Source organism: Shigella flexneri 2a str. 301, from assembly GCF_000006925.2.
In the GTDB taxonomy this organism is placed as follows: domain Bacteria; phylum Pseudomonadota; class Gammaproteobacteria; order Enterobacterales; family Enterobacteriaceae; genus ECMA0423.
Genome location: NC_004337.2, coordinates 892,187 through 915,823, shown reverse-complemented (window position 1 = coordinate 915,823; position 23,637 = coordinate 892,187). Strand labels below are relative to the sequence as shown.

Genomic DNA, 23,637 nt, shown 5'->3' with positions numbered 1-23,637 from the left:
TCTTTTTTTAAGCAGCTATCTGATGATATTTTTCCCTGAAGGCTGCCGGGGAGATATTCCCCAGACGAGAGTGACGACGCTGACGATTGTAGAAAATCTCAATGTATTCCCGTATTACTGAGATGGCTTCATCCCGGTTATTAAAACGATAGTGGCTCAGGCTCTCATTTTTCAGCGTTCCCCAGAAGCTTTCCATCGGAGCGTTGTCGTAACAGTTACCTTTACGCGACATTGATGTTTTCAGACCAGACTGCTCCTGTATGACCCGGTAATCGTATGCGCAGTACTGTGAACCTCGATCAGAGTGGTGGATTAGCCCGGCAGGTGGGCGCTGGCTCCTGAGCGCCATAAACAGGGCTTTACCTGTCAGCTCTTTTGTCATGCGCTCTCCCATGGCGTAGCCGACAATTTCGCACGTATAAACATCTTTGATGCCAGCGAGGTACAACCATCCCTCCTGTGTGGCAACATACGTCAGGTCCGCCACCCAGACCTGATTTGGTGCTGTAGGAGCGAACGTCTGGTTCAGCAGATTTGGCGCAACTGGCAGATTGTGGTTCGGGTTCGTAGTCGCTCTGAACTTGCGTTTCTGCTTACAGCGTAGCCTCAGCTCCTTACGAAGACGTGCCAGTCGGTCACGACCAACGATGATGCCATTCTCTGCCAGCTCCGTCTGGAGCCGCCGGGTTCCATATGTTTCGCGAGTGCGGATATGTGCCACCTTAATCTCCAGTTTTAGCCGCTCATCACTTTGTTTTCTGTCTGAGGGTTCATGCTGTACCCAGTTGCAATAACCGCTCCTGGATACACCAAATACCTGACACATCGCTTCAATGGGAAATTGTTGTCGCCATTGTTCGATTAACGCGTATTTTTCAGCGACTCCTGTGCAAAATACGCTGTTGCTTTTTTTAATATATCGCGCTCAAGGCGAGCTTCATTTAACGCCTTACGCAGTTGCAGAATTTCAGATTCCAGTTCAGCCACCGTGCGGGAACCAGGAGTACCGAGCCCTTTTCTGGCGGCGGTAACCCATTGTCCTAAAGTGCCTTCAGGAAGGGATAATCGGGAAGCGCCTTCACTGATCGAAAGTTGATTTTCAAGAACCGTTCTGACAGCTTCGGCTTTGAACTCTTTAGAGTAACGTTGGGTTTTTCTGCTCATTATTAGCTCCTTCTGATGCCATTCTATTTCAGGAAGGAGTGTCCGTTAAACTCAGGCTACCTCAATATGCTTTCCTTCCAGGTAAACCTCGTGAACAATGTTATCAGTAGTTGCAACAGTGGCTTCATAATTGGTGTTCATGTTTTTCTCCTTAATTAAGGTTGAGCGAATCCCTGCCATTGCTGGCATAAATTCAGTTTCGAATAGTCAGTTAATTAAAGTTCGTGTGCCATCTGGTCTTTTTCGGCGCAGATTTCACTACAATATTTGCGTTTCTTTTTCCTCATCATGGTTCCGTGCATGTAAATAAGTTCAGCAGTGTAAGCCTTATCAGGGCTTACTTGTCTGTCACACAGGCCATAAGCACAGGGAATTAAATCGGGATCACCTTTCTACTGGAGGTTTTTTTTGATTATCCATAACAAATTTTTGATTCCGGTGTGTGTTATGGTCTGCTGAGGTGCAGAGGTAAAACAATAATCAAGCATAGGGTTCATATCCGTAGCTCCATTTTTATTTTAAAGAAAGTAATTGTTCCACAGTCATATTTTTAATTGCGCCCCGGTTAACAAGAGTCCATCCCTGTTTTTCCAGATAAAACCGGAAAGTCTCCAGGGTACAGACCAGTGCGCCATCAGGAACGGTTTCGGTGAATTCGACATTGCCGAATTTGTCGAAGTGAACAACCAGAGTGCGACCATCACCCGGAATCATCTTGTCTGCAGGTGGGGTGTTATTCTGGCGCAGTTCGGCCTCCATGCGGTCGAACTCAGCAATGTAGGCTTCCTTGAATGCGGCGGCTTTTTTGCCAGTGAAGCCCATCACCAGGAAAACGAAGCCGTTTTTGGTGATTTGGTACATTGGGCGTTTTTCGCCTTTGGCGTCGGTATAGGTGACGGGCTTAAAATTAAGCCGGTTAAACTCCGGCGAGCATTCGAGAGTTTCGATCTTCTGAATAACGTTTTTGTGCATTTTCCGGAAGAACTCCGCAACCGCAACAGACGTAGTGACAGCGCGACCATTTTCGATGGTTGCGTCAGGGTGAGAAAGGGTAAGGATAGTAGCCATGATGGCAGCCTCGATAGTCAGTTTAAATGACTCACCACCAGAGGTAGCAATCTCATGGGTGGTGAGACGCACAGGGTTGCTACAACCGGTGACTACCGAAACCGGCCAGCCTTGCGGCTGCCCTGCACGCCCCACCATAATCTGAATGTGGCTGTGCTTGACGCATAAAAAAACCGCCTGAGCGCGGTTATGCGCAGTAGTCATCGTCGGGGTAGCAATCCCGGCACCCGTTTTATGAGGTGCAGGTGCACTATAATTCCACCCGTTCTGGTTTTCAATAGCTACATTCAACATTTTCTCTTTCCTTTCATCACCGAAGTGAACTTTGTTGATGCGGTGCCTGGTGCCTCCAGGTGACGTTAACCAGTTAACAATTACAGTTGGCTTTCCCACCCAAACCAATAAGGACTAACATGACTTTTAACTGTGCCGCGTGCGCATAGCCGCATTCACCGCATCACAAAATTCACTTTAAAAAGGGCGGACATCAGCCAGCAATTAAACCGATGCCGCCAACTGGTACTTCACACAGCAATGTCGTTATTTACAACCGGAAGCGCACTCCCACCATTTAAATTTCACAGACAAGACCGACTCTTTATGGATACCGGAAATGCGCCTTCGTGTTGTGCCCGGTTTTATTTCACCACTTCCGGGCTTTGGTGGTATCTTTACTGAAGTTCTCACACAACCAGTAAGGAAATGAATATGCCAACGTATCTCGCCAGAGTAGAACTATATAATGCTGAGTAGACTGGCCCCCTGAATCTCCAGACAACCAGTATCACTTATTTAAGTGATAGTCTTAATACTAGTTTTTAGACTAGTCATTGGAGAACAGATGATTGATGTCTTAGGGCCGGAGAAACGCAGACGGCGTACCACACAGGAAAAGATCGCAATTGTTCAGCAGAGCTTTGAACCGGGGATGACGGTCTCCCTCGTTGCCCGGCAACATGGTGTAGCAGCCAGCCAGTTATTTCTCTGGCGTAAGCAATACCAGGAAGGAAGTCTTACTGCTGTGGCCGCCGGAGAACAGGTTGTTCCTGCCTCTGAACTTGCTGCCGCCATGAAGCAGATTAAAGAACTCCAGCGCCTGCTCGGCAAGAAAACGATGGAAAATGAACTCCTCAAAGAAGCCGTTGAATATGGACGGGCAAAAAAGTGGATAGCGCACGCGCCCTTATTGCCCGGGGATGGGGAGTAAGCTTAGTCAGCCGTTGTCTCCGGGTATCGCGTGCGCAGTTGCACGTCATTCTCAGACGAACCGATGACTGGATGGATGGCCGCCGCAGTCGTCACACTGATGATACGGATGTGCTTCTCCGTATACACCATGTTATCGGAGAGCTGCCCACGTATGGTTATCGTCGGGTATGGGCGCTGCTTCGCAGACAGGCAGAACTTGATGGTATGCCTGCGATCAATGCCAAACGTGTTTACCGGCTCATGCGCCAGAATGCGCTGTTGCTTGAGCGAAAACCTGCTGTACCGCCATCGAAACGGGCACATACAGGCAGAGTGGCCGTGAAAGAAAGCAATCAGCGATGGTGCTCTGACGGGTTCGAGTTCTGCTGTGATAACGGAGAGAGACTGCGTGTCACGTTCGCGCTGGACTGCTGTGATCGTGAGGCACTGCACTGGGCGGGGACTACCGGCGGCTTCAACAGTGAAACAGTACAGGACGTCATGCTGGGAGCGGTGGAACGCCGCTTCGGCAACGATCTTCCGTCGTCTCCAGTGGAGTGGCTGACGGATAATGGTTCATGCTACCGGGCTAATGAAACACGCCAGTTCGCCCGGATGTTGGGACTTGAACCGAAGAACACGGCGGTGCGGAGTCCGGAGAGTAACGGAATAGCAGAGAGCTTCGTGAAAACGATAAAGCGTGACTACATCAGTATCATGCCCAAACCAGACGGGTTAACGGCAGCAAAGAACCTTGCAGAGGCGTTCGAGCATTATAACGAATGGCATCCGCATAGTGCGCTGGGTTATCGCTCGCCACGGGAATATCTGCGGCAGCGGGCTTGTAATGGGTTAAGTGATAACAGATGTCTGGAAATATAGGGGCAAATCCACTGAGCCAGAGGATTACGAAGGGCTTCATAAATATATGCTCTCACTAGGATTCAGGAGAACGATCCCCCATGGAGATGGTTCGTATAATCAACTCCCGGACGGAACTTATGTTTCCGAAAAGGGCGGTGATATTTATCAAATTCGCAGCCAGATATCTGACTATGCAGACCGACTATCCGGGTATCGCGCGTCTGTTTTTGTTTGCGAATTCAGTCAATGCGCATGGTATTTATACCCCGCCAAGACCCGGTGAATATCCTGCACGGCCTTCTGCTTTGTAGAAGGCTTCTTCGCTATCATAATCGCCAGATTCCAGCGCTTCTTTAGCCAGCCAGATGCGTGCCCCAGTGCCTGCATTTGGCTCCAGTTGCTGGAGGCGTTTTGCATCTTCTAGGAGTAGAGCGATAACGTGTTTTAATTCTGTCTCGTTCATTTTACTCACCTGAATGTCTTCCCAACCAACGACGTGCGCCAGCTTCGGTTTTAAACGTTTTGCTTTTGGTATACGTTATGGCGGTGAATGTGCCGTCCTGGTTGGGGAACACGCCGTACACCGGAGATTCGTTGTTGCCAAGATCGATAGTATTCATGTTGACCCCATTTCCCCTTAACGCCGGGGTAGCGGAACTGTTTGCTGAGAACACCGTGCGGTGTCTTGATGAATAAAATTTAGAATAACCTAAGGAGGGTGATCAAGATTTTTGTGTAGAAAAACCTAAGTTTTTTGATGTGAAAAACACAAGTGTTTGAAAGTTTGTGCTTTTTATTACAGGGTGTGGAGAAAAAAGGGGATTATTTGTTTGCGCTTCTTTTGCGAGCTTTGAGTAGTTCTTCAAAAAGTTTGTTGAAATTTTCAACTCGAGCACGCATCTCTGACAACAGGGCCTTTTGCTCTGACTCAGGCAGTGCGTCGAACAGTTGAAGTAACTCTTTTTGATCTTCTGTCAGAATGGCTGGCTGATTATCCGGGATCGGTTCGCCTGGTTGTTTATCTTCATCCCCAAAAAGAAGCCAAGTCGGTGAGCACTGAAGCGCTTGGCTCAGTGCGAATAATCTTTTCCCCGCCGGCTGTGTTTCATCTCTTTCCCATTGAGAAATTGTTACGTGAGCCACTTTGACCAGCTTACCTAATGCGGCCTGAGACAGTTTTAATTTTTTACGCCTATGTAAGAGGCGAGCACCGAAGGTTTCGTTTTTCATATTAGGGAATTCTAATTTTTCTTGACTTAGGTTTCTCTACGGCCTGGTTTCCTTAGGAAAATCTAAGGAGCTCGATATGTTGAAAATTGATGCTATAGCGTTTTTTGGCAGCAAAACAAAGCTTGCCAATGCCGCAGGAGTTAGGCTGGCAAGCATTGCTGCATGGGGGGAACTGGTTCCTGAAGGTCGCGCGATGCGCCTGCAAGAGGCATCTGGCGGGGAACTTCAGTACGACCCCAAAGTTTATGACGAATATCGTAAGGCAAAACGACCTGGGAAGGTGATTCATGAAAATCAGGCATGAGCACATCGAATCAGTGCTGTTAGCCCTGGCAGCCGAAAAAGGGCAGGCGTGGGTCGCTAACGCAATTACTGAAGAATATCTGCGGCAGGGGGGCGGCGAATTGTCTCTGGTACCAGGCAAGGACTGGAACAATCAGCAGAATATCTATCACCGTTGGTTGAAAGGTGAAACGAAAGCGCAAAGGGAAAAAATTCAGAAACTGATCCCTGCGGTTCTGGCAATTCTTCCGCGTGAGCTGCGTCACCGACTCTGTATCTTCGATACCCTGGAACGCCGTGCATTACTGGCGGCGCAGGAAGCGTTGAGTACGGCAATTGATGCGCATGATGATGCTGTCCAGGCCGTTTACCGGAAAGCACATTTCAGCGGTGGTGGGTCGCCCGGCGATTCTGTCGTAGTGCATTGATTGAAATTAATCGTGCCGGATTGTTTTGTTCGGTATCAGTTAAATGTAACGCTGCGAGCGTTACAAGGTGAAAACAAATGGCTTCAAACTGGATAAAGCTCGAGGTTATTACGCCGGATAAGCCGGAAATATTCAGGCTTGCTGAGATTCTGAATATTGATCCAGATGCCGCATTAGGGAAGGTTATTCGCTTCTGGGCATGGGCGGATCAACAAATGATAGACGGTAATGCAGATTGTAACGCTCGCGGCGTTACAAAAAGTGCAATAGATCGCATCACTTTTATGTCTGGTTTTGCTGATGCGTTAATTCAGGTTGGATGGCTGGTCGAAAATGACGGTGGGCTTTCTCTACCTAACTTTGAACGTCATAACGGAAAAAGCTCTAAAAAACGGGCGGTTACAAACGAGCGAGTAACAAAAATACGCGAACTGAAACGAAAAGGTAACGCTGCCAGCGTTACACAAACGGATCAAAAAGCGTTACCAGTGGAAGAGGAAGATCTAAATACTGATCTCCCCCTAAATCCCCCTCGCCAAAAACGAGCGTCTAAAAAATTCGAGCCGGAGGCTATTGAGCTGCCCGATTGGTTGCCGGAAACACTCTGGCATGAGTGGGTCCGGTTCAGACAGGCATTGCGAAAACCGATTCGAACGGAGCAGGGCGATACGGGAACTGGAAAAATTCCGTCAGCAGGGTTTTACACCTGAGCAGGTGATTCGACACAGCATCGCCAATGAATACCAGGGCCTGTTCGCGCCGAAAGGTGTTCGGCCTGAGACGTTGCTCCGACAGGTTAACACCGTCTCGTTGCCGGACAGTGCGATCCCGCCAGGCTTCAGGGGGTAACGGACCATGAAAAATATTGCGACAGGCGGCGTTCTGGAACGCATCCGCCGACTGACCCCGCAACATGTAACCGCCCCATTCAGAACGGTAGCGGAGTGGCGCGAGTGGCAACTTGCTGAAGGCCAGAAACGTAGCGAGGAGATCAACCGCCTGAATCGCCAGTTGCGGGTGGAAAAAATTCTGAATCGCTCAGGCATCCAGCCGTTGCACCGTAAATGCTCGTTTGCGAATTACCAGGTGCAGAACGACGGCCAGCGATACGCGTTAAGCCAGGCGAAATCCATCGCCGATGAACTGATGACCGGGTGTACAAATTTTGCGTTCAGCGGAAAACCTGATACCGGGTAGAATCACTTAGCGGCAGCTATCGGGAATCGCCTGCTGAAAGACGGTCAGACAGTGATTGTGGTTACCGTGGCTGATGTTATGAGCGCCCTGCACGCCAGCTATGACGACGGGCAGTCAGGCGAAAAATTTTTGCGGGAGCTGTGCGAAGTGGATCTGCTGGTTCTTGATGAAATTGGCATTCAGCGCGAGACGAAAAACGAGCAGGTGGTGCTGCACCAGATTGTTGATCGCCGGACAGCGTCGATGCGCAGCGTGGGGATGCTGACAAACCTGAACTATGAGGTGATGAAAACATTGCTCGGCGAGCGGGTGATGGATCGCATGGTCATGAACGGCGGGCGCTGGGTTAATTTTAACTGGGAGAGCTGGCGTCCGAATGTTAGCCATTCGAGGGTTGTTAAGTAGTTTCAGGAGGATTTATGGCGAAACCTTTTACTCCCGAACAGCGGGAAGAACTGAAGACGCGAATTGTGGAACTCGTGCATCAGGACGGTCGGGTCACGATTCGGCAGTTGTCCGATGAAACAGGTATCAGTCGTGCGTCTGTCGGTCGCTTATGCATAGAACTGGTCGCAAGTGGTGATGTATATAATTCTGGCTACGGCTTATTCCCGTCTGAACAGGCTCGCAAGGACTGGCAAAGCGCCCGCAAAAAACTCTCGAGAGTAAAGGTGAGGAAACCGGTTGTTGTTGATCCGGACCTTATCTGGTCATTACCTGACGGAGAAATACGCCGCTACGACAGGCGCCTGAATATAATCTGTCGCGAGTGCCGGAAGAGCGAAGCTATGCAGCGTGTACTGGCTTTCTATCAGGGTAATTTTCAGGAGGCGATACTGTGAATGAAATTAGCTATCAGGCTTCAATTACCGCTGGCATTCGCATCAAAGGAGAGGAGCATGGAAATAAAACCAGAAGATGAGTTAAGCAATATCGTTTTATTTCCGATAAAAGAGGATGACCCTCGTAATCAGGTTAATTTTCTTTATAAGCCATCGGAAAGACCATATTGCCATCACGCCTCTGTACGGGTTGACGAAAAAGAGCGTCAGGTCCGCTGTAAAATCTGCGGTGCGGTTGTGGAGCCGTTTGACTGGATGCTCTCTGTGGCAAAAAGAGAAACCAGACTGGCAGATGATGTAAGGCTATTGCGCCAGGAGGAACAGGAAAGGCGGAGAAATATAGAAAAGCTGATACAGATTGAGCGTAACGCGAAAGCGCGGATACGCAGGGCGACAAAATCCAGAACTGAATAATTAAATTTAGCACTGTTAAAAATTTAATCCTTAACCGGAGGGATTTCTGCACCCTCAAATCATCAGGAGACCGCCCGAAAGGGCGGGGAGCAGTCACACATCTGTTTCCGATAGCCCCGTTCTAATGCTACACTCTTTGATATTTTTATGACCTCAATAAACATATTTATGACAGTTGCTGATTTCAAACGGCCCAAATTGGAGCTCCCAAACGGGGCAAACAAACTACTACTGCACTCTTGCTGTGCTCCATGTTCCGGTGAGGTGATGGAGGCGCTTCAGGCCTCGGAAATCGACTACACCATCTTTTTCTACAACCCGAACATTCATCCTCAGAAAGAGTATTTAATTCGTAAGGATGAGAATATTCGCTTTGCTGAACAACACGGCGTGCCGTTTATTGATGCTGATTACGACACAGACAACTGGTTTGAACGAGCCAAAGGAATGGAATGGGAGCCCGAACGAGGGATCCGTTGCACCATGTGTTTTGACATGCGTTTTGAGCGGACAGCGCTGTACGCCGCTGAAAATGGTTTCAGTGTGATCAGCAGTTCACTGGGCATTTCACGCTGGAAAAATATGCAGCAGGTTAACGACTGTGGGCGGCGAGCCGTCGCGCATTATCCGGGCATGGTGTACTGGGATTATAACTGGCGCAAGCAGGGCGGCTCGTCCCGTATGATTGAAATCAGCAAGCGCGAAAAATTCTATCAGCAGGAATATTGTGGCTGTGTGTATTCTCTGCGCGATACCAATCTACACCGCAAATCTCAGGGACGCCCTCTTATCAAAATTGGTCAACTCCACTACGGTAAAGAAGAGAAGGAGTGATTTTATGGGGCACCTTTCTGATTGATTTCATATTGGCGAGGTAAGTAGAATGACTGCGGGTGCTTGAGGCTATCTGCTTCAGGCATGAACACCAAAAGGCAGATAGAGAAAAGCCCCAGTTAACATTACGCGTCCGGCAAGACGCTTAACATTAATCTGAGGCCAATTTCATGCTTTGCACATGTAGGTTAGCCTCTTACATGCCGAAAGGCAAGGAGAAGCAGGCTATGAAGCAGCAAAAGGCGATGTTAATCGCCCTGATCGTCATCTGTTTAACCGTCATAGTGACGGCACTGGTAACGAGGAAAGACCTCTGTGAGGTACGAATCCGAACCGGCCAGACGGAGGTCGCTGTCTTCGTAGACTACGAATCCAGGAAGTAAGAGTGACCGGGTGGGGAGCTGATCCCATCCCCGCCCACCTCTGATGTGTCAGGCATCCTCAACGCACCCGCACTTAACCCGCCCATCGCCGTGATCTCTCAGCGTTTCGGCGGGTTTTTTGTTGTTTATTTCCGGTGAATTTGATTCGCGCACCTTCGCAGATAGAATCGACTCACTTAAGTAGCGCGCAGGGAGAAGAGGGATGGACCCCGAACAGGGGAGAGCTATTTATCTGGAAGGATTCTGAAGATGAAAATCGAAGAATTGCGTGAAATTTTTAGTGAAAATGGCCTCTATGCTGTGCGCGTTGAGAATGGAGCGATTGTCAGCCATTGCCGCATTAGATGTTTGCAATCTCAACAAAGGAAGAGCGGTGCTGTGTTATTTTATTTTTGTAATGGACTTCTGACGGACGGTTTTATTTTGCGTGAGGACGAATTTGTCACATCATTACGGGTTTTGAAAAAGATTGGTTTTAAGGCTGGTTTTCTGCTTTTGCTGAAGAATAAACTCATCTACAATCTTGAGCAGGATTGAACTCCTGCTGTGTAACACCGTGCCACCGGAGAAAGCCGATGGCACATATACAACTGGTCAAACAAACCTCTTCCGGATTACTTCTCCCGGCGACGCCGGAGAGTTGCGATTTTCTGCATCAAATCAAAATAGGTGAGTGGATACACGCAGACTTTAAGCGTGTGCGTAACTACGCATTCCACAAGCGTTTTTTCAAACTCCTGCAACTGGGTTTCGATTACTGGACTCCGGTCGGTGGGGCGATCACGCCTCGCGAACGAAAACTGGTGTCCGGTTTCGTTGATTACCTGTGTGAATCAGTAGGCCGGGAACATACGCCAGCTCTGAGCGAAGCCGCAGAGCAATATCTGAATACAGTTGCGACACGCAGAACCCGTGATACGGCATTGCTAAAGTCGTTTGAGGCTTGAGGTGTACTGGCAATAGCGGACACTACCATTTGTTCTTTTTTAAGCAGTCATCTGATGATATTTTTCCCTGAAGGCTGCCGGGGAGATATTCCCCAGACGAGAGTGACGACGCTGACGATTGTAGAAAATCTCAATGTATTCCCGTATTACTGAGATGGCTTCATCCCGGTTATTAAAACGATAGTGGCTCAGGCTCTCATTTTTCAGCGTTCCCCAGAAGCTTTCCATCGGAGCGTTGTCGTAACAGTTACCTTTACGCGACATTGATGTTTTCAGACCAGACTGCTCCTGTATGACCCGGTAATCGTATGCGCAGTACTGTGAACCTCGATCAGAGTGGTGGATTAGCCCGGCAGGTGGGCGCTGGCTCCTGAGCGCCATAAACAGGGCTTTACCTGTCAGCTCTTTTGTCATGCGCTCTCCCATGGCGTAGCCGACAATTTCGCACGTATAAACATGTTTGACGCCAGCGAGATACAGCCATCCTTCCCGGGTGGCAACATACGTTAAATCTGCGACCCAGACCTGATTAGGTGCTGTGGGCGTAAAGTTCTGATTCAGCAGATTCGGCGTACCCGGCAGATTGTGGTCAGAGCTTGTGGTCGCCCTGAACTTGCGTTTCTGCTTACAGTGCAGCCTCAGCTCCTTACGAAGACGTGCCAGTCTGTCACGACCGACGATAATTCCGTTATCTGCCAGCTCCGTCTGGAGCCGCCGGGTTCCATATGTTTCGCGAGTGCGGATATGTGCCACCTTAATCTCCAGCTTTAGCCGCTCATCACTTTGTTTTCTGTCTGAGGGTTCATGCTGTACCCAGTTGTAATAACCGCTCCTGGATACACCAAATACCTGACACATCGCTTCAATGGGAAATTGTTGTCGCCATTGTTCGATTAACGCGTATTTTTCAGCGACTCCTGTGCAAAATACGCTGTTGCTTTTTTTAATATATCTCGCTCAAGGCGAGCTTCATTTAACGCCTTACGCAGTTGCAGAATTTCAGATTCCAGTTCAGCCACCGTGCGGGAACCAGGAGTACCGAGCCCTTTTCTGGCGGCGGTAACCCATTGTCCTAAAGTGCCTTCAGGAAGGGATAATCGGGAAGCGCCTTCACTGATCGAAAGTTGATTTTCAAGAACCGTTCTGACAGCTTCGGCTTTGAACTCTTTAGAGTAACGTTGGGTTTTTCTGCTCATTATTAGCTCCTTCTGATGCCATTCTATTTCAGGAAGGAGTGTCCGTTAAACTCAGGCTACCTCAGCTTTCCGCGAGTGGGTAGCCATTCAGGCCGGATTTTACACCGAGCATTTTTATCCGGACGGTAGCCGTGGGTGTCGGGCGAAATCTATCGCGTTTGCGAATATGGACGAAACCGAGTTTCAGCAGGTTTATAAATCTGTACTGAATGTGCTGTGGAACTGGATTCTGTTCCGTAAATTTTCCTCTCCGGAACAAGTCGAAAATGTGGCCGCGCAGCTGCTGGAGTTTGCGTAATGGTGGATTTACTTAAAGCGGCGCGGGGGCAGATGTGCACCGTCAGAATTCCTGGCTACTGCAATCACGATCCGGAAACGTCTGTGCTGGCGCATTACCGACTGGCGGGAACGTGCGGAACAGCGATAAAGCCACACGATATGCAGGCAGCGATTGCCTGTAGCTCGTGCCACGATTTAATCGACGGGCGGGTAAAAACCAGCGATTACACCAAAGAAGAATTACGCCTGATGCATGCAGAAGGTGTTTTTCGCACACAAGAAATCTGGAGAAAGGAGGGATATTTATGATTTACCCAACGAATACAGGAAAAAGCGGAGAACACCTTCGTCTCACCACGCTGGAAAGTGTCTGGATTCAGGGAAAACTACGTATGTGGGGGCGCTGGTCGTATATTGGTGTGAAGTGGCACACTGAATTTGGCCACCTGAACAGAGGTGATATGCTCACCTCAGAACAACACAGGTGCTCCAATGAAAAAAAGAAATTTTAGCGCAGAGTTTAAACGCGAATCCGCTCAACTGGTTGTTGACCAGAAATACACGGTGGCAGATGCCGCCAAAGCTATGGATGTTGGCCTTTCCACAATGACAAGATGGGTCAAACAACTGCGTGATGAGCGTCAGGGCAAAACACCAAAAGCCTCCCCCATTACCCCGGAACAAATTGAAATCCGTGAGCTCAGGAAAAAGCTACAACGCATTGAAATGGAGAATGAAATATTAAAAAAGGCTACCGCGCTCTTGATGTCAGACTCCCTGAACAGTTCTCGATAATCGGGAAACTCAGAGCGCATTATCCTGTGGTCACACTCTGCCATGTGTTCGGGGTTCATCGCAGCAGCTACAGATACTGGAAAAACCGTCCTGAAAAACCAGACGGCAGACGGGCTGTATTACGCAGTCAGGTACTTGAGCTACATGGCATCAGCCACGGTTCGGCCGGAGCAAGAAGCATCGCCACAATGGCAACCCGGAGAGGCTACCAGATGGGACGCTGGCTTGCTGGCAGGCTCATGAAAGAGCTGGGGCTGGTCAGCTGTCAGCAGCCGACTCACCGGTATAAACGTGGTGGTCATGAACATGTTGCTATCCCTAACTACCTTGAAAGGCAGTTCGCCGTGACCGAGCCAAATCAGGTGTGGTGCGGTGATGTGACCTATATCTGGACGGGTAAGCGCTGGGCGTACCTCGCCGTTGTTCTCGACCTGTTCGCAAGAAAACCAGTGGGCTGGGCCATGTCGTTCTCGCCGGACAGCAGGCTCACCATGAAAGCGCTGGAAATGGCATGGGAAACCCGTGGTAAGCCCGGCGGGGTGATGTTCCACAGCGATCAGGGCAGTCATTATACGAGCAGGCAGTTCCGGCAGTTATTGTGGCGATACCAGATCAGACAGAGTATGAGCCGGCGCGGAAACTGCTGGGATAACAGCCCAATGGAACGCTTCTTCAGGAGTCTGAAGAACGAATGGATGCCGGTGGTGGGTTACGTAAGCTTCAGCGAGGCAGCTCACGCCATAACGGACTATATCGTTGGATATTACAGTGCACTAAGACCGCACGAATATAACGGTGGGTTACCCCCAAACGAATCGGAAAATCGATACTGGAAAAACTCTAACTCGGTGGCCAGTTTTTGTTGACCACTTCATTTCGCATTGGCTAACTCCGTCGTGTATTTAGCATCGAGTGCATCAGCAGCACGCTGGCGCTGCTGCATGTCAGTAATGGTTGCGTTCGCCAGCTTCAGTTCTCTTGCGTTTTTGTCGCGCTGCTCTTTGTAGGTAATGGCGTTATCACGGTAATGATTAACAGCCCATGACAGGCAGACGATGATGCAGATAACCAGAGCGGAGATAATCGCGGTGACTGGATTTGCCCCTATATTTCCAGACATCTGTTATCACTTAACCCATTACAAGCCCGCTGCCGCAGATATTCCCGTGGCGAGCGGTAACCCAGCGCACTATGCGGATGCCATTCGTTATAATGCTCGAACGCCTCTGCAAGGTTCTTTGCTGCCGTTAACCCGTCTGGTTTGGGCATGATACTGATGTAGTCACGCTTTATCGTTTTCACGAAGCTCTCTGCTATTCCGTTACTCTCCGGACTCCGCACCGCCGTGTTCTTCGGTTCAAGTCCCAACATCCGTAAGCGCCCCGAGAAGTACGTAGCGTAAGGATTATTTTACAGACGAGAAGTTCCAGGGCAGCAGTTCATGCACTTGGTTCGACGGCCAGTCATTGAGCTTCTCGATCACTTCGCGCAACCAGTCCTCCGGCTCCACTTCGTTCTGTTTGCAGGTGACCAGCAGACTGTAGATGATCGCCGCACTTTCTCCTCCCTTGTCTGAGCCGAAAAAGAGATAATTTTTTCTTCCAACCGCCACCGATCGTAACGCGTTTTCACCGATGTTGTTGTCTATTTCCACCCAGCCGTCACGACAGAACTCGTTCAGCGCATTCCAGTGATTCAGGATATAGTCGAACGCCTTCGCCATCTCCGCATGTTTCGACAGCGTTTTCCTCTGCAACTGTATCCAGTCGTACAACGACTGCATCAACTGGACGCTTCTGGCTTTTCTGACTGCAAGCCGTTCCTCTGCCGGACTGCCACGTATCTCCGCTTCTATGTCGTATAACTCTGCTATCCGTCTGAGCGCTTCCTGAGTCATTTCTGTCGGACGGCGCACATCCTCGTCATGGATTTTTCGGCGGGCGTGGGCCAGGCACCCGGCTTCCTTCACCCGGCCCGTTTCGTACAGTACGTTATAACCTGCATAGGCATCAGCCTGCAGTACGCCCTGATACTTTGCCAGGTGGAGCTGCGGATGTTCTCCTTTGCGATCTGCCGAATACGCGAACCAGACGGCTGCCGGCAGGGATGAACCCGCATTACGATCATCCCTGACGTATACCCACAGACGACCCGTTTTCGTCTTTCCGTTCCCCGGGGCCAGTACTTTCACCGGAGTGTCATCTGCGTGCACCTTTCCTGCCTCCAGAACATAGTCATTCAGCGCTATATACAGAGGACGGAGTTTGTCTGCCATTTCTGATACCCAGCGCACCATGGTATTACGGCTCAGCTCCACGCCCTGTCGCGCGTATATTTCTGACTGGCGATATAAAGGGATATGTTCCATATATTTGCTGACCAGGATCCGTGCAAGTAACCCTGCACTGGCATAACCGCGTTCGATCGGTTTAGGAGGAAGTGGTGCCTGAACGATGACATCACACCGGCTACAGGCCAGTTTGGGACGTATGGTTTCGATAACTTTAAAGGCGGTATTAATGATATCCAGTTGCTCTGAGATTGTTTCCCCCATTTCTTTCAGAACACCTCCACAGGCCGGGCAACTGGTTTCAGCAGGCAGAAGGCGATGTGTCTCCCGGGGAAGTTCTGCCGGCAGCGGTTTTCGTGAAGATTTTCGTCCCGGGGATTCAGGCTTACTGGCGATCGGGTTTTCTGACGGGGGACTGGTGTCAGGTGAATCTGTGACTGACGATGCATCTTCCAGAAGATTTCTGGCTGTGTTCAGCCGGTTTTCCAGTTCCGACAGTCGTTTTTCTGCCTGTCGGATCTGATTTTCAAGCTTATGACGCTTTTTCTCTGAACTCTGGCCGAACAACATACGACGCAACCTGTCGAGTTGCGCTTTCAGCCGTTCAATTTCCTGCTCATAGCCCGCGACCTGACAGGCATACTGTCGAAGCCGACTCTGTTGCTTACGCAACATGGCTTTAAGCAGCTCAATATCATCGGGGAGTTCATTGTTCATTCCCTTGTTTTATCACGGGTTATATCCGGATGCCAGGCCGTTCTGTCCGTTTGGGATGTTGCCACGCGATCCCCTCCAGTAGCATGGATAACTGAGCTGGCGTCAGGTGCACTTTCCCTTCCCGGGTCACCGGCCAGACGAAGCGGCCCCGTTTCAGACGTTTGGTGAACAGGCATAACCCGTCACGATCGGCCCACAGTATTTTCACCATTTTGCCACTGCGGCCCCGGAAGACGAAGATATGCCCGGAGAACGGGTCATCTTTCAGCGTGTTCTGCACCTTCGAAGCCAGGCCATTGAAGCCACAACGCATATCTGTGATGCCAGCGATGATCCAGATTTTGGTACCGGTCGGCAGCGTTATCATCGGATACCCCCTTTCATTTCGCGGATTAGCGCCCGTAACAGTTCCGGAGTGAGAGGGTCAAACAGTTTTACCACACCTGATTTAAGATGCAGCTCGCACCGTGGGACGTTTCCGGGAGCCCCCTCAGGGCGCTCATCATGCTTGTTACGCCAGAAGGGATTTGTAACTGGTCTGGTCGGCTCCGGCGTATCAGTCAGTGCCACCGGGACAGGCATGCATTCCTGTATGTCATCATCGCTCAGTAAGCCGTCCTCGTACTGGCTTTTCCATTTAAACAGCAGGTTATTATTGATATCGTGTTCTCTGGCGATCCGGGCAACAACAGCCCCAGGCTGTAACGCCTGCTTAGCCAGACGGACCTTAAATTCACGGCTATAGCTGGTTCGCCGTTCTTTTCGCCATGAGCCTTCTCTGATTTGAGGCTCTGTTAATTCCTTCTTTCTGTTGGCATAAAGGATGGCGTCAAGTTGAGCGAATGAAACTGAATCGGGCAATGGCCATGCGATACCGGATGCAAGAAATCGCTGAAAAAGCGTATGTATTGTGGAATGACTGAGACCCAGACGCTGAGCGATGGCCCGGATGGTCAGTTTATCTTCAAATCTTAAACGCAGGGCATCAGGCAAATAAGAACGGAAGCAGGGAATATCTTTTGTTGTCTGGGAATTCATCGTTCGTGTCCATCAATATAGATGGGCGCGATTGTTGCCAGACAGGACAATTTTCACAAGACGTCGCTGATGGGGCGCTTACTTCCTGAACATTCCCAGCCATAGACAAATCCTTCGCCAAAATTAAAGGGGCATCTGTAAAACGAGGGATTATGCGCGGCAAATAAGAAGTGCGGAAATAGCGAAATGCAAAATTATAACCTGCTGCACATTTTATTTTTAAACGAATAAAATTTGGAAAAAAGCAAGTCAGATAGAAGAAACAAAAAAGCAGAGTGTGAAACAGTAAGTTCACACTTTGCTTGAATTCATTTACACGTGAGCAACGGGTTTCGGCGTATGACCGGCGTTGCGAAGCAGCATCAGCAAATAGATAAACGATACGCTGGCGATCATGATAAACAATAAATTATCGGAGAAATTCTGCATTAGCATAGCGCTAAATGACGGGCCAAGCAGACTTCCCACGGTATAGCTCAACAGTAAGGCTTGGTTCATCGCCACCAGTTGATGATGTTCAACTTTCTCACAAGCCCAGGCCATCGCCACCGGATATAGCGTAAAGCCAGCGGCACCGAGGATGAATAACGCTGGGGCCATCGCCGCCTGGCTAAGCATCGCAATACTGCCGAGAATGACGACAAAGACCTGAACACGCAAAACCAGCAGTCGACCAAACTTATCCGCCAGACGTCCAATCGGCCATTGTCCGAGGATACCCGCACTGACCAGTACCGCCATCCAGAAACCAATACTGGCATTGCTCACCCCTTTGTGATTGAGGTACAGAGGCATCAGGCCATATAGAGATCCCAGAACGATTCCTGAGATAATGCAGCCATTCACGCCAAGCCGCGCCTGACGGAGTTTTAGCATTGCCGTAATTGACGTCGAATCATGGTTTTCAGCCTGCTGATTCAGGACACGCGTAAACAACAGCGGTAAGATCCCTGCCAATGTCAAACCTGTAACCCACGGCAATACGCTCATCAGCTCGGTTGAGACTTTGCTGACCAGTAACTGGCCTAAAAACGTTCCCACGTAATAAACCATCATATACGCAGCAAGCAAACGCCCACGGTTACGTGACGTCCCACTGCACATCAGCGCGCTCTCAACAACCACCCAAATCATGGCACAGCCGACGCCCGCGACAAAACGCCACGCCAACCAGCTCCAGAAACCAATCATCAGGCCAAGGCCGGCACAGCCAGCAGCAAAAATGAAGGAGGACAGATAATAGCTGCGGTTAAAGCCAATGCGTTTAATGACATACCCTGTCAGCAATGTACCGACAAGGTTGCCGGTAAAATAGGATGAGCTGACAACGCCTACCTGCCATGTGGACATGTGTTCCTGGGCGAGCCAAAGCGGCACGAGTGTATTTAACACCGCGATCGCCAGAGTCAACAAAAGCAGGCCAGACAGCAAAAGCATGACAGGCCGGGTATACGTGGACATGAATTAAAACCGTGAGGAAGTTCAAATTTCATGCGCATCATGCCACCGCCAAAAACATTGTCAATGGGTGAAAATACGCGCATATCGCAGCGGCGGTATTATCGATTTATATTACTCATTCATAACGCTAATGCTGAAGAGATGATTAATCTCATCTGATTGTTTTTATTGATCTAACACAAATTTCATACGCTTCGTTCAGTCGAAAAATTTCATGGTCACAGCAAACTCATATTTCCCGTCTATGCTTTCAGAGCAATGCATCGCGTCTGACCGATTTCAGACGTACCACTGACTCTCGAAAGGAGAAGAGGATGACCAAACCGTATGTTCGTCTTGATAAAAATGATGCTGCCGTTTTGCTTGTTGATCACCAGGCTGGTTTACTTTCCCTTGTACGGGATATCGAACCCGATAAGTTTAAAAATAACGTGCTGGCGCTGGGTGACCTGGCTAAGTATTTCAACTTACCAACTATTCTTACCACCAGTTTTGAAACCGGTCCTAACGGCCCATTAGTTCTAGAACTGAAAGCACAATTCCCCGATGCACCTTACATTGCTCGCCCGGGCAATATTAACGCCTGGGATAACGAAGATTTTGTAAAAGCAGTCAAAGCGACAGGTAAAAAACAGTTAATTATTGCCGGTGTGGTAACCGAAGTTTGCGTGGCATTCCCGGCGCTTTCAGCCATTGAAGAAGGGTTTGATGTCTTTGTCGTGACTGATGCATCAGGGACCTTTAATGAAATTACCCGGCATTCGGCGTGGGATCGCATGTCGCAAGCTGGTGCGCAATTGATGACATGGTTCGGCGTGGCTTGCGAGCTGCACCGTGACTGGCGTAATGATATTGAAGGACTGGCGACGTTGTTCTCTAACCATATTCCTGATTATCGTAATTTGATGACCAGTTATGACACGTTAACGAAGCAGAAATAAAAGAGAACCGGGGCCGAAACCCCGGTTGTTACTGATTAGCTTGCGACGGCCATCCCCACGGTCATATGCAAACCATAGAATACGCCGCGACCGATTAATTCCCCTGCCAGAAGCAGAATGAATGAGACGGATAGTAGCGGAACCGCAGGCTGATAACCTTTTAGCTGTGGTGCAATCCACAAGCACAGGGCAACGGCCAAAAGCACGATCCGCCAGGACATCAGCGCACCATAGTCCGGCACCAGCGCTGCGGCCTGCTGCACAGAACTATGAATAGTTGCCAGCTCTGTGCCCTGCATCACTGACATCACGCCACTCACCACCAGTGCCAGTACAGAAATGGCTGGCAGCAGACGCATCGCCCAGCCCATCGGCGTCCAGATGCTGTACCAGGTCGGAACGGTATCAATGCTGTTATACACACGCACCATCATCCAGACAAAGACGACGCCAAGAACCATCGTCACCACCAGCCATAGCGTACGCAATGCCGGTGACAGCTTTTTCAGCATTGCCAGCAACCAGCCGATGCCGCCTACAGCAAAAAAGATCGAACCGCTGGCGATTTCGTTACTGAGTGCTGAAGCCCCTACCCGGTTGAGCGAGTTAAAGGCGCGCATCGGTGAACCAAGATGGAGCATAGAGGCGATAAAGCCAATGCCCATCAGTACCCATAAGCCAAACATGCAGGCGATAACACGCTGCTGGGCTTCTGCTCGCAGGTCGCCTTTGAGCAGCGCCAAAGCCAGAACGATAAAACCACCCGCCACACATTGCCCGAAGACCGTGAAGATCATCAGCGGCCATTCATGCCATCCACTTCCCATCTCACACCTCCTTCGGGTTTGCCAGATAGCCAGTGGTATCCCCGGTCGGGCGGCTATTGGCATTGGGTTTGATCACAATATTCGGTTTGGTAAAGTGAGCTCGCGGCAACGGCGCAACGGCCGCCAGATCGCCATGTTTTTTACGCAGCTCGTCGATAGGGCCGAAATCCAGCGCCCGCAGCGGGCAAGATTCAACACAGATCGGCTTTTTACCCTCCGCAACACGGTCATAACAACCATCGCATTTGGTCATATGGCCTTTCGTTTCGTTATATTGCGGTGCGCCATACGGGCAAGCCATATGACAGTAACGGCAGCCAATGCATACATCTTCATCGACCACAACAAAACCATCTTCGCGTTTATGCATCGCACCGCTCGGGCAGACTTTAGTACAAGCCGGATCTTCGCAGTGGTTGCACGAAATCGACAGATAGTAGGCAAACACGTTCTGGTGCCAGACACCGTTATCTTCCTGCCAGTCGCCGCCAGCATATTCATAAATGCGGCGGAAACTGACTTCTGGCGTCAAATCTTTGTAGTCTTTACAAGCCAGCTCGCAGGTTTTGCAACCGGCGCAACGGCTGGAATCAATAAAAAATCCATACTGGGTTGTCATCGGTTACTCCTTACACCTTTTCAACCTGAACAAGGTTTGTATGTGACGGATTCCCCTTAGCGAGAGGAGACGGACGTTGAGTGGTCAGTACGTTGATACAACCGCCCTTATCGACACGTTTTGCATCCGGGTCATACCAGGCGCCTTCACCCAGTGCGACCACGCCCGGCATCATTCGTGGCGTCACTTTCGCCTCAATATGAACCTCACCACGATCGTTAAAGATCCTGACTTTATCGCCGTTGTGGATACCGCGTTTTTGGGCATCAAGCGGGTTGATCCACATTTCCTGACGGCAAGCCGCTTTCAGCACATCAACGTTGCCGTAAGTTGAGTGAACGCGAGATTTATAGTGGAAACCTGTAAGCTGCAGCGGATACTGTTTGTTCAGCGGATCCTGATAACTTTCAAAGCCCGGCGTGTAGATCGGCAGTGGATCGATCACATCGCCTTCTGGCAATTCCCAGGTAGCGGCAATGTCAGCCAGCGCCTGCGAATAAATCTCAATTTTGCCCGATGGCGTAGTCAGTGGGTTTGCCTGCGGATCTTCACGGAAGGCTTTATAAGCAACGTGATGCCCTTGTGGGTCGCGCTTTTTAAAGATCCCCTGCTTGCGGAACTCTTCAAACGTTGGCAGTTCAGGAATCGCTTCCCGCGACTGGGCATACAGATGCCGCATCCACTCTTCCTGGGTACGGCCTTCAGTAAACTGTTGCTCAACGCCAAGACGTTTTGCCAGTTCGCTGGTCATTTCATAGATGGTCTTACATTCAAAGCGCGGTTTAATCACCTGATCGTTGAAAATCACGTAAGACATATTCCCGCAGGATGCATCCAGTGCAAAGTCCATCTGTTCGGAAGCGGTGCAGTCAGGCAGCAGGATGTCAGCATATTTCGCCGATGAGGTCATGTGGCAGTCGATAACCACAATCAGCTCGCACTTCTTATCATCCTGGAGGATTTCATGGGTACGGTTGATTTCAGAATGCTGGTTAATCAGGCAGTTACCGGCATAGTTCCAGATCATTTTGATCGGCACATCCAGCTTATCTTTCCCGCGCACACCATCACGCAGCGCCGTCATTTCCGGGCCACGTTCAATGGCATCGGTCCACATAAACATCGAAATGCTGGTCTGGATCGGGTTTTCCAAGGTCGGCATACGGACAAACGGTAAGCTGTATGAACCTTCACGCGCGCCGCTGTTCCCTCCATTAATACCAACGTTACCGGTCAGAATCGCCAGCATCGAGATAGCACGGGTTGCGATTTCACCGTTAGCGTGACGCTGCGGGCCCCATCCCTGGCTGATAAACGCCGGTTTGGTACTGCCGATTTCACGAGCCAGTTTGATGATTTTGTCTGCCGGAACACCGGTGATTTGCGAGGCCCATTCCGGTGTTTTAGCCACGCCATCTGGCCCTTCACCCAGAATATAAGCTTTATAATGACCATTTTTCGGCGCACTGGCGGGCAGGGTTTTCTCGTCATAGCCAACGCAATATTTATCGAGGAATGCCTGATCCACCAGGTTTTTAGTGATCATGACGTACGCCAGACCGTTAACCAGTGCGGCATCTGTTCCTGGACGAATAGGGATCCACTCATCTTCGCGCCCGGCACCGGTGTCGGTATAGCGCGGATCGATGATGATCATGCGAGCATTAGATTTCTGGCGTGCCTGTTCAAGATAGTAAGTCACCCCACCGCCACTCATTCGCGTTTCGCCTGGGTTATTACCAAACAGCACTACCAATTTACTGTTTTCGATATCCGACGGGCTGTTACCATCTGCCCAGCCGCCGTAGGTATGGTTCAAACCTTCCGCAATTTGCGCGGAAGAGTAGTCACCGTAATGGTTAAGATAACCGCCGCAGCAGTTCATCAGGCGCGCGACCAGGGTATTTCCCGGCGGCCAGGAGCGGGTCATGGTGCCGCCCAGCGTACCGGTGCCATAGTTCAGATAGATAGACTCGTTGCCGTACTCTTTGATCAGGCGCTGCATATTGGTCGCGATGATGTCGTAGGCTTCTTCCCAGCTAATGCGCTCGAATTTGCCTTCACCGCGCGCCCCGACTCGTTTCATCGGATATTTCAGGCGGTCCGGATTGTAGACACGGTGACGCATGGAACGCCCACGCAGGCAGGCGCGAACCTAGTGTAGGCCGTCGTAATTGTCATCGCCGGTATTGTCGTTTCGACATATTTGATTTCACCGTCCACGACGTGCATACGTAGCGGGCAGCGACTACCACAGTTAACTGTACAGGCGCTCCAGATAACCTTTTCGTCTGATTTTGTTGGAATGGCGCTATCGACAGCGTGCGCAATCCGACTAAAAGGTAATGTTAATGCGCTGCTGGCCATTGCCAGGCCGCCGATCGCTGTCGTTTTTACCAAACCACGGCGACTCTCCTCAGCAGCCAATACCGCATCAGGGATTTTCGTTTTCATAATGGCTCACTCAAGCTTGATCACGATTGATTCCAGTAACAAACCGTATTGTGTAATTATTTCTATAGCAGCTCGCTATATAGGCTTGTATACATAGAATAATTTGAAAATCAAAGAGATAGGTAGATTTTCACTCGAAAGTAGTATTACGTGTAAGTGAGGAGTAATTATTGTTCGGT

At 50.0% G+C, this 23,637-nt stretch carries 28 protein-coding genes, 1 pseudogene, 7 other annotated features and 1 other gene (1 of these 37 running past the window's edge); of the genes and pseudogenes, 16 read left to right on the top strand and 14 right to left on the bottom strand.

Features of this window, described 5'->3' with window-relative positions:
* Positions 1-1,228 (bottom strand) — a mobile genetic element (it extends 36 nt beyond the left edge of the window).
* The 3 genes from SF0882 to SF0880 all read right to left on the bottom strand — a co-directional run bounded on the left by SF0882 (position 8) and on the right by SF0880 (position 2,634).
* Complete coding sequence (locus SF0882) at positions 8-826, bottom strand: insertion sequence element IS600 protein (RefSeq protein NP_706807.1); 819 nt, start codon at positions 824-826, stop codon at positions 8-10. (Overlaps the previous feature by 819 nt.)
* Positions 862-1,164, bottom strand: a complete 303-nt coding sequence (locus SF0881; protein ID NP_706806.1) for an insertion sequence element IS600 transposase — start codon at positions 1,162-1,164, stop codon at positions 862-864. Its footprint lies within the feature at positions 1-1,228.
* Before the next feature lie 449 nt (positions 1,229-1,677).
* Entirely contained in the window at positions 1,678-2,634 is a 957-nt protein-coding gene (locus SF0880) for a bacteriophage protein (RefSeq protein ID NP_706805.1), read from the bottom strand.
* A 348-nt stretch (positions 2,635-2,982) separates the two neighbouring features.
* Positions 2,983-4,313, top strand: a mobile genetic element.
* Between SF0880 and SF0879 the strand changes: the two genes are divergently transcribed.
* The gene (locus tag SF0879) at positions 3,029-3,439 is read left to right on the top strand and encodes an IS2 repressor TnpA (RefSeq protein ID NP_706804.3); all 411 of its coding nucleotides are present in this window, start codon (positions 3,029-3,031) and stop codon (positions 3,437-3,439) included. Its footprint overlaps the feature before it by 411 nt.
* Positions 3,397-4,302, top strand: coding sequence for an IS2 transposase TnpB (locus SF0878; RefSeq protein NP_706803.1), 906 nt, complete (start codon positions 3,397-3,399; stop codon positions 4,300-4,302). Its footprint lies within the feature at positions 2,983-4,313. Before SF0879 ends, SF0878 begins: the two co-directional genes overlap by 43 nt.
* A 435-nt stretch (positions 4,314-4,748) precedes the next feature.
* Here SF0878 and SF0877 read toward each other — a convergent pair.
* Complete coding sequence (locus SF0877) at positions 4,749-4,904, bottom strand: hypothetical protein (protein NP_706802.2); 156 nt, start codon at positions 4,902-4,904, stop codon at positions 4,749-4,751.
* A gap of 202 nt (positions 4,905-5,106) precedes the next feature.
* Positions 5,107-5,514, bottom strand: coding sequence for a transcriptional repressor DicA (locus tag SF0876; protein NP_706801.1), 408 nt, complete (start codon positions 5,512-5,514; stop codon positions 5,107-5,109).
* Between the two features lie 76 nt (positions 5,515-5,590).
* On the opposite strand from SF0876, the gene SF0875 reads away from it, so the two are divergent.
* From SF0875 to SF0867, 10 genes and pseudogenes are all read left to right on the top strand, one after another.
* On the top strand, positions 5,591-5,818 hold the full coding sequence (locus SF0875; RefSeq protein NP_706800.1) for a DNA-binding transcriptional regulator DicC: 228 nt from the start codon (positions 5,591-5,593) through the stop codon (positions 5,816-5,818).
* On the top strand, positions 5,802-6,224 hold the full coding sequence (locus SF0874; protein NP_706799.1) for a bacteriophage protein: 423 nt from the start codon (positions 5,802-5,804) through the stop codon (positions 6,222-6,224). Before SF0875 ends, SF0874 begins: the two co-directional genes overlap by 17 nt.
* A gap of 77 nt (positions 6,225-6,301) precedes the next feature.
* Complete coding sequence (locus SF0873) at positions 6,302-6,934, top strand: bacteriophage protein (RefSeq protein ID NP_706798.1); 633 nt, start codon at positions 6,302-6,304, stop codon at positions 6,932-6,934.
* Positions 6,935-7,079: 145 nt separating this feature from the next.
* Positions 7,080-7,826 (top strand) — a sequence feature (Similar to Escherichia coli K12 DNA replication factor ref: NP_415878.1 (248 aa). BLAST with identity of 92% in 248 aa. This CDS contains an in-frame stop codon. The sequence has been checked and is believed to be correct.).
* Positions 7,080-7,826 (top strand): annotated as a pseudogene (locus SF0872). (Overlaps the previous feature by 747 nt.)
* A 14-nt stretch (positions 7,827-7,840) precedes the next feature.
* On the top strand, positions 7,841-8,263 hold the full coding sequence (locus SF0871; protein ID NP_706797.1) for a bacteriophage protein: 423 nt from the start codon (positions 7,841-7,843) through the stop codon (positions 8,261-8,263).
* Entirely contained in the window at positions 8,264-8,677 is a 414-nt protein-coding gene (locus SF0870a) for a hypothetical protein (protein ID YP_008439235.1), read from the top strand. It begins immediately after the preceding gene.
* Between the two features lie 267 nt (positions 8,678-8,944).
* Positions 8,945-9,511, top strand: coding sequence for a hypothetical protein (locus tag SF0869; protein NP_706795.1), 567 nt, complete (start codon positions 8,945-8,947; stop codon positions 9,509-9,511).
* Between the two features lie 170 nt (positions 9,512-9,681).
* Positions 9,682-9,894: a hypothetical protein gene (locus SF0868a; RefSeq protein ID YP_008439234.1), complete on the top strand. Its 213-nt coding sequence runs from the start codon at positions 9,682-9,684 to the stop codon at positions 9,892-9,894.
* 249 nt (positions 9,895-10,143) lie between these two features.
* Positions 10,144-10,431 carry a hypothetical protein gene (locus tag SF0868; protein ID NP_706794.1) on the top strand — a complete coding sequence of 96 codons (288 nt, stop codon included), beginning with the start codon at positions 10,144-10,146 and terminating at the stop codon, positions 10,429-10,431.
* Between the two features lie 38 nt (positions 10,432-10,469).
* Positions 10,470-10,841, top strand: coding sequence for a bacteriophage protein (locus SF0867; protein ID NP_706793.2), 372 nt, complete (start codon positions 10,470-10,472; stop codon positions 10,839-10,841).
* Positions 10,839-12,101, bottom strand: a mobile genetic element. Its footprint overlaps the gene before it by 3 nt.
* On the opposite strand, the gene SF0866 is transcribed toward SF0867, so the two are convergent.
* Positions 10,881-11,699 carry an insertion sequence element IS600 protein gene (locus SF0866; protein NP_706792.1) on the bottom strand — a complete coding sequence of 273 codons (819 nt, stop codon included), beginning with the start codon at positions 11,697-11,699 and terminating at the stop codon, positions 10,881-10,883. Its footprint overlaps the feature before it by 819 nt.
* Positions 11,735-12,037: an insertion sequence element IS600 transposase gene (locus SF0865; RefSeq protein ID NP_706791.1), complete on the bottom strand. Its 303-nt coding sequence runs from the start codon at positions 12,035-12,037 to the stop codon at positions 11,735-11,737. (Lies within the feature at positions 10,839-12,101.)
* Before the next feature lie 233 nt (positions 12,102-12,334).
* Here SF0865 and SF0864 point away from each other — a divergent pair.
* The 3 genes from SF0864 (at position 12,335) to SF0862 (ending at position 13,977) form a co-directional block, all read left to right on the top strand.
* Positions 12,335-12,625 carry a bacteriophage protein gene (locus tag SF0864; RefSeq protein ID NP_706790.1) on the top strand — a complete coding sequence of 97 codons (291 nt, stop codon included), beginning with the start codon at positions 12,335-12,337 and terminating at the stop codon, positions 12,623-12,625.
* 111 nt (positions 12,626-12,736) lie between these two features.
* Positions 12,737-13,985 (top strand) — a mobile genetic element.
* Positions 12,773-13,111, top strand: coding sequence for an insertion sequence element IS911 transposase InsN (locus tag SF0863; RefSeq protein NP_706789.1), 339 nt, complete (start codon positions 12,773-12,775; stop codon positions 13,109-13,111). (Overlaps the previous feature by 339 nt.)
* A complete protein-coding gene (locus tag SF0862) occupies positions 13,138-13,977 on the top strand; it encodes an insertion sequence element IS911 integrase core domain-containing protein (protein ID NP_706788.1) in 840 nt (279 codons plus the stop codon). Its footprint lies within the feature at positions 12,737-13,985.
* 219 nt (positions 13,986-14,204) lie before the next feature.
* Positions 14,205-14,485, bottom strand: a mobile genetic element (partial).
* Positions 14,485-17,238, top strand: a mobile genetic element. Its footprint overlaps the feature before it by 1 nt.
* On the opposite strand, the gene SF0860 is transcribed toward SF0862, so the two are convergent.
* From SF0860 to ycaD, 4 genes are all read right to left on the bottom strand, one after another.
* Positions 14,517-16,118: an insertion sequence element ISSfl4 transposase gene (locus tag SF0860; RefSeq protein NP_706786.1), complete on the bottom strand. Its 1,602-nt coding sequence runs from the start codon at positions 16,116-16,118 to the stop codon at positions 14,517-14,519. It overlaps the preceding feature by 1,602 nt.
* A complete protein-coding gene (locus SF0859; RefSeq protein NP_706785.1) occupies positions 16,138-16,485 on the bottom strand; it encodes an insertion sequence element ISSfl4 ORF2 in 348 nt (115 codons plus the stop codon).
* A complete protein-coding gene (locus SF0858) occupies positions 16,482-17,156 on the bottom strand; it encodes an insertion sequence element ISSfl4 transposase (protein NP_706784.1) in 675 nt (224 codons plus the stop codon). The genes SF0859 and SF0858 overlap by 4 nt, the downstream gene beginning before the upstream one ends.
* A gap of 230 nt (positions 17,239-17,468) precedes the next feature.
* Complete coding sequence (gene ycaD, locus SF0857) at positions 17,469-18,617, bottom strand: MFS family transporter protein (RefSeq protein ID NP_706783.1); 1,149 nt, start codon at positions 18,615-18,617, stop codon at positions 17,469-17,471.
* A gap of 314 nt (positions 18,618-18,931) precedes the next feature.
* On the opposite strand from ycaD, the gene ycaC reads away from it, so the two are divergent.
* Positions 18,932-19,558 (top strand): hypothetical protein, encoded by a 627-nt coding sequence (gene ycaC / locus SF0856; RefSeq protein NP_706782.1) that lies wholly within the window; start codon positions 18,932-18,934, stop codon positions 19,556-19,558.
* Positions 19,559-19,593: 35 nt separating this feature from the next.
* Here the strand turns inward: ycaC and dmsC are convergent, their stop codons facing one another.
* The 3 genes from dmsC to dmsA all read right to left on the bottom strand — a co-directional run bounded on the left by dmsC (position 19,594) and on the right by dmsA (position 23,132).
* Positions 19,594-20,385 carry an anaerobic dimethyl sulfoxide reductase subunit C gene (dmsC, locus tag SF0855; protein NP_706781.2) on the bottom strand — a complete coding sequence of 264 codons (792 nt, stop codon included), beginning with the start codon at positions 20,383-20,385 and terminating at the stop codon, positions 19,594-19,596.
* A 1-nt stretch (position 20,386) separates the two neighbouring features.
* Positions 20,387-21,004, bottom strand: coding sequence for an anaerobic dimethyl sulfoxide reductase subunit B (gene dmsB / locus SF0854; protein ID NP_706780.1), 618 nt, complete (start codon positions 21,002-21,004; stop codon positions 20,387-20,389).
* A gap of 10 nt (positions 21,005-21,014) precedes the next feature.
* Positions 21,015-23,132: gene (gene dmsA, locus SF0853) on the bottom strand.
* Positions 23,133-23,637 lie beyond the last annotated feature (505 nt).

Bases quoted from the DNA above. Each gene is read 5' to 3' on its own strand.
- SF0870a (YP_008439235.1), top strand. From the start codon at position 8,264: ATGAAATTAGCTATCAGGCTTCAATTACCGCTGGCATTCGCATCAAAG.
- dmsB (NP_706780.1), bottom strand. From the start codon at position 21,004: ATGACAACCCAGTATGGATTTTTTATTGATTCCAGCCGTTGCGCCGGT.
- SF0871 (NP_706797.1), top strand. From the start codon at position 7,841: ATGGCGAAACCTTTTACTCCCGAACAGCGGGAAGAACTGAAGACGCGA.
- SF0876 (NP_706801.1), bottom strand. From the start codon at position 5,514: ATGAAAAACGAAACCTTCGGTGCTCGCCTCTTACATAGGCGTAAAAAA.
- SF0860 (NP_706786.1), bottom strand. From the start codon at position 16,118: ATGAACAATGAACTCCCCGATGATATTGAGCTGCTTAAAGCCATGTTG.
- SF0866 (NP_706792.1), bottom strand. From the start codon at position 11,699: ATGTGTCAGGTATTTGGTGTATCCAGGAGCGGTTATTACAACTGGGTA.
- SF0882 (NP_706807.1), bottom strand. From the start codon at position 826: ATGTGTCAGGTATTTGGTGTATCCAGGAGCGGTTATTGCAACTGGGTA.
- ycaD (NP_706783.1), bottom strand. From the start codon at position 18,617: ATGTCCACGTATACCCGGCCTGTCATGCTTTTGCTGTCTGGCCTGCTT.
- SF0877 (NP_706802.2), bottom strand. From the start codon at position 4,904: ATGAATACTATCGATCTTGGCAACAACGAATCTCCGGTGTACGGCGTG.
- SF0859 (NP_706785.1), bottom strand. From the start codon at position 16,485: ATGATAACGCTGCCGACCGGTACCAAAATCTGGATCATCGCTGGCATC.
- dmsC (NP_706781.2), bottom strand. From the start codon at position 20,385: ATGGGAAGTGGATGGCATGAATGGCCGCTGATGATCTTCACGGTCTTC.
- SF0864 (NP_706790.1), top strand. From the start codon at position 12,335: ATGGTGGATTTACTTAAAGCGGCGCGGGGGCAGATGTGCACCGTCAGA.
- SF0881 (NP_706806.1), bottom strand. From the start codon at position 1,164: ATGAGCAGAAAAACCCAACGTTACTCTAAAGAGTTCAAAGCCGAAGCT.
- SF0869 (NP_706795.1), top strand. From the start codon at position 8,945: ATGGAGGCGCTTCAGGCCTCGGAAATCGACTACACCATCTTTTTCTAC.
- ycaC (NP_706782.1), top strand. From the start codon at position 18,932: ATGACCAAACCGTATGTTCGTCTTGATAAAAATGATGCTGCCGTTTTG.
- SF0867 (NP_706793.2), top strand. From the start codon at position 10,470: ATGGCACATATACAACTGGTCAAACAAACCTCTTCCGGATTACTTCTC.
- SF0868a (YP_008439234.1), top strand. From the start codon at position 9,682: ATGCTTTGCACATGTAGGTTAGCCTCTTACATGCCGAAAGGCAAGGAG.
- SF0875 (NP_706800.1), top strand. From the start codon at position 5,591: ATGTTGAAAATTGATGCTATAGCGTTTTTTGGCAGCAAAACAAAGCTT.
- SF0873 (NP_706798.1), top strand. From the start codon at position 6,302: ATGGCTTCAAACTGGATAAAGCTCGAGGTTATTACGCCGGATAAGCCG.
- SF0865 (NP_706791.1), bottom strand. From the start codon at position 12,037: ATGAGCAGAAAAACCCAACGTTACTCTAAAGAGTTCAAAGCCGAAGCT.
- SF0868 (NP_706794.1), top strand. From the start codon at position 10,144: ATGAAAATCGAAGAATTGCGTGAAATTTTTAGTGAAAATGGCCTCTAT.
- SF0874 (NP_706799.1), top strand. From the start codon at position 5,802: ATGAAAATCAGGCATGAGCACATCGAATCAGTGCTGTTAGCCCTGGCA.
- SF0858 (NP_706784.1), bottom strand. From the start codon at position 17,156: ATGAATTCCCAGACAACAAAAGATATTCCCTGCTTCCGTTCTTATTTG.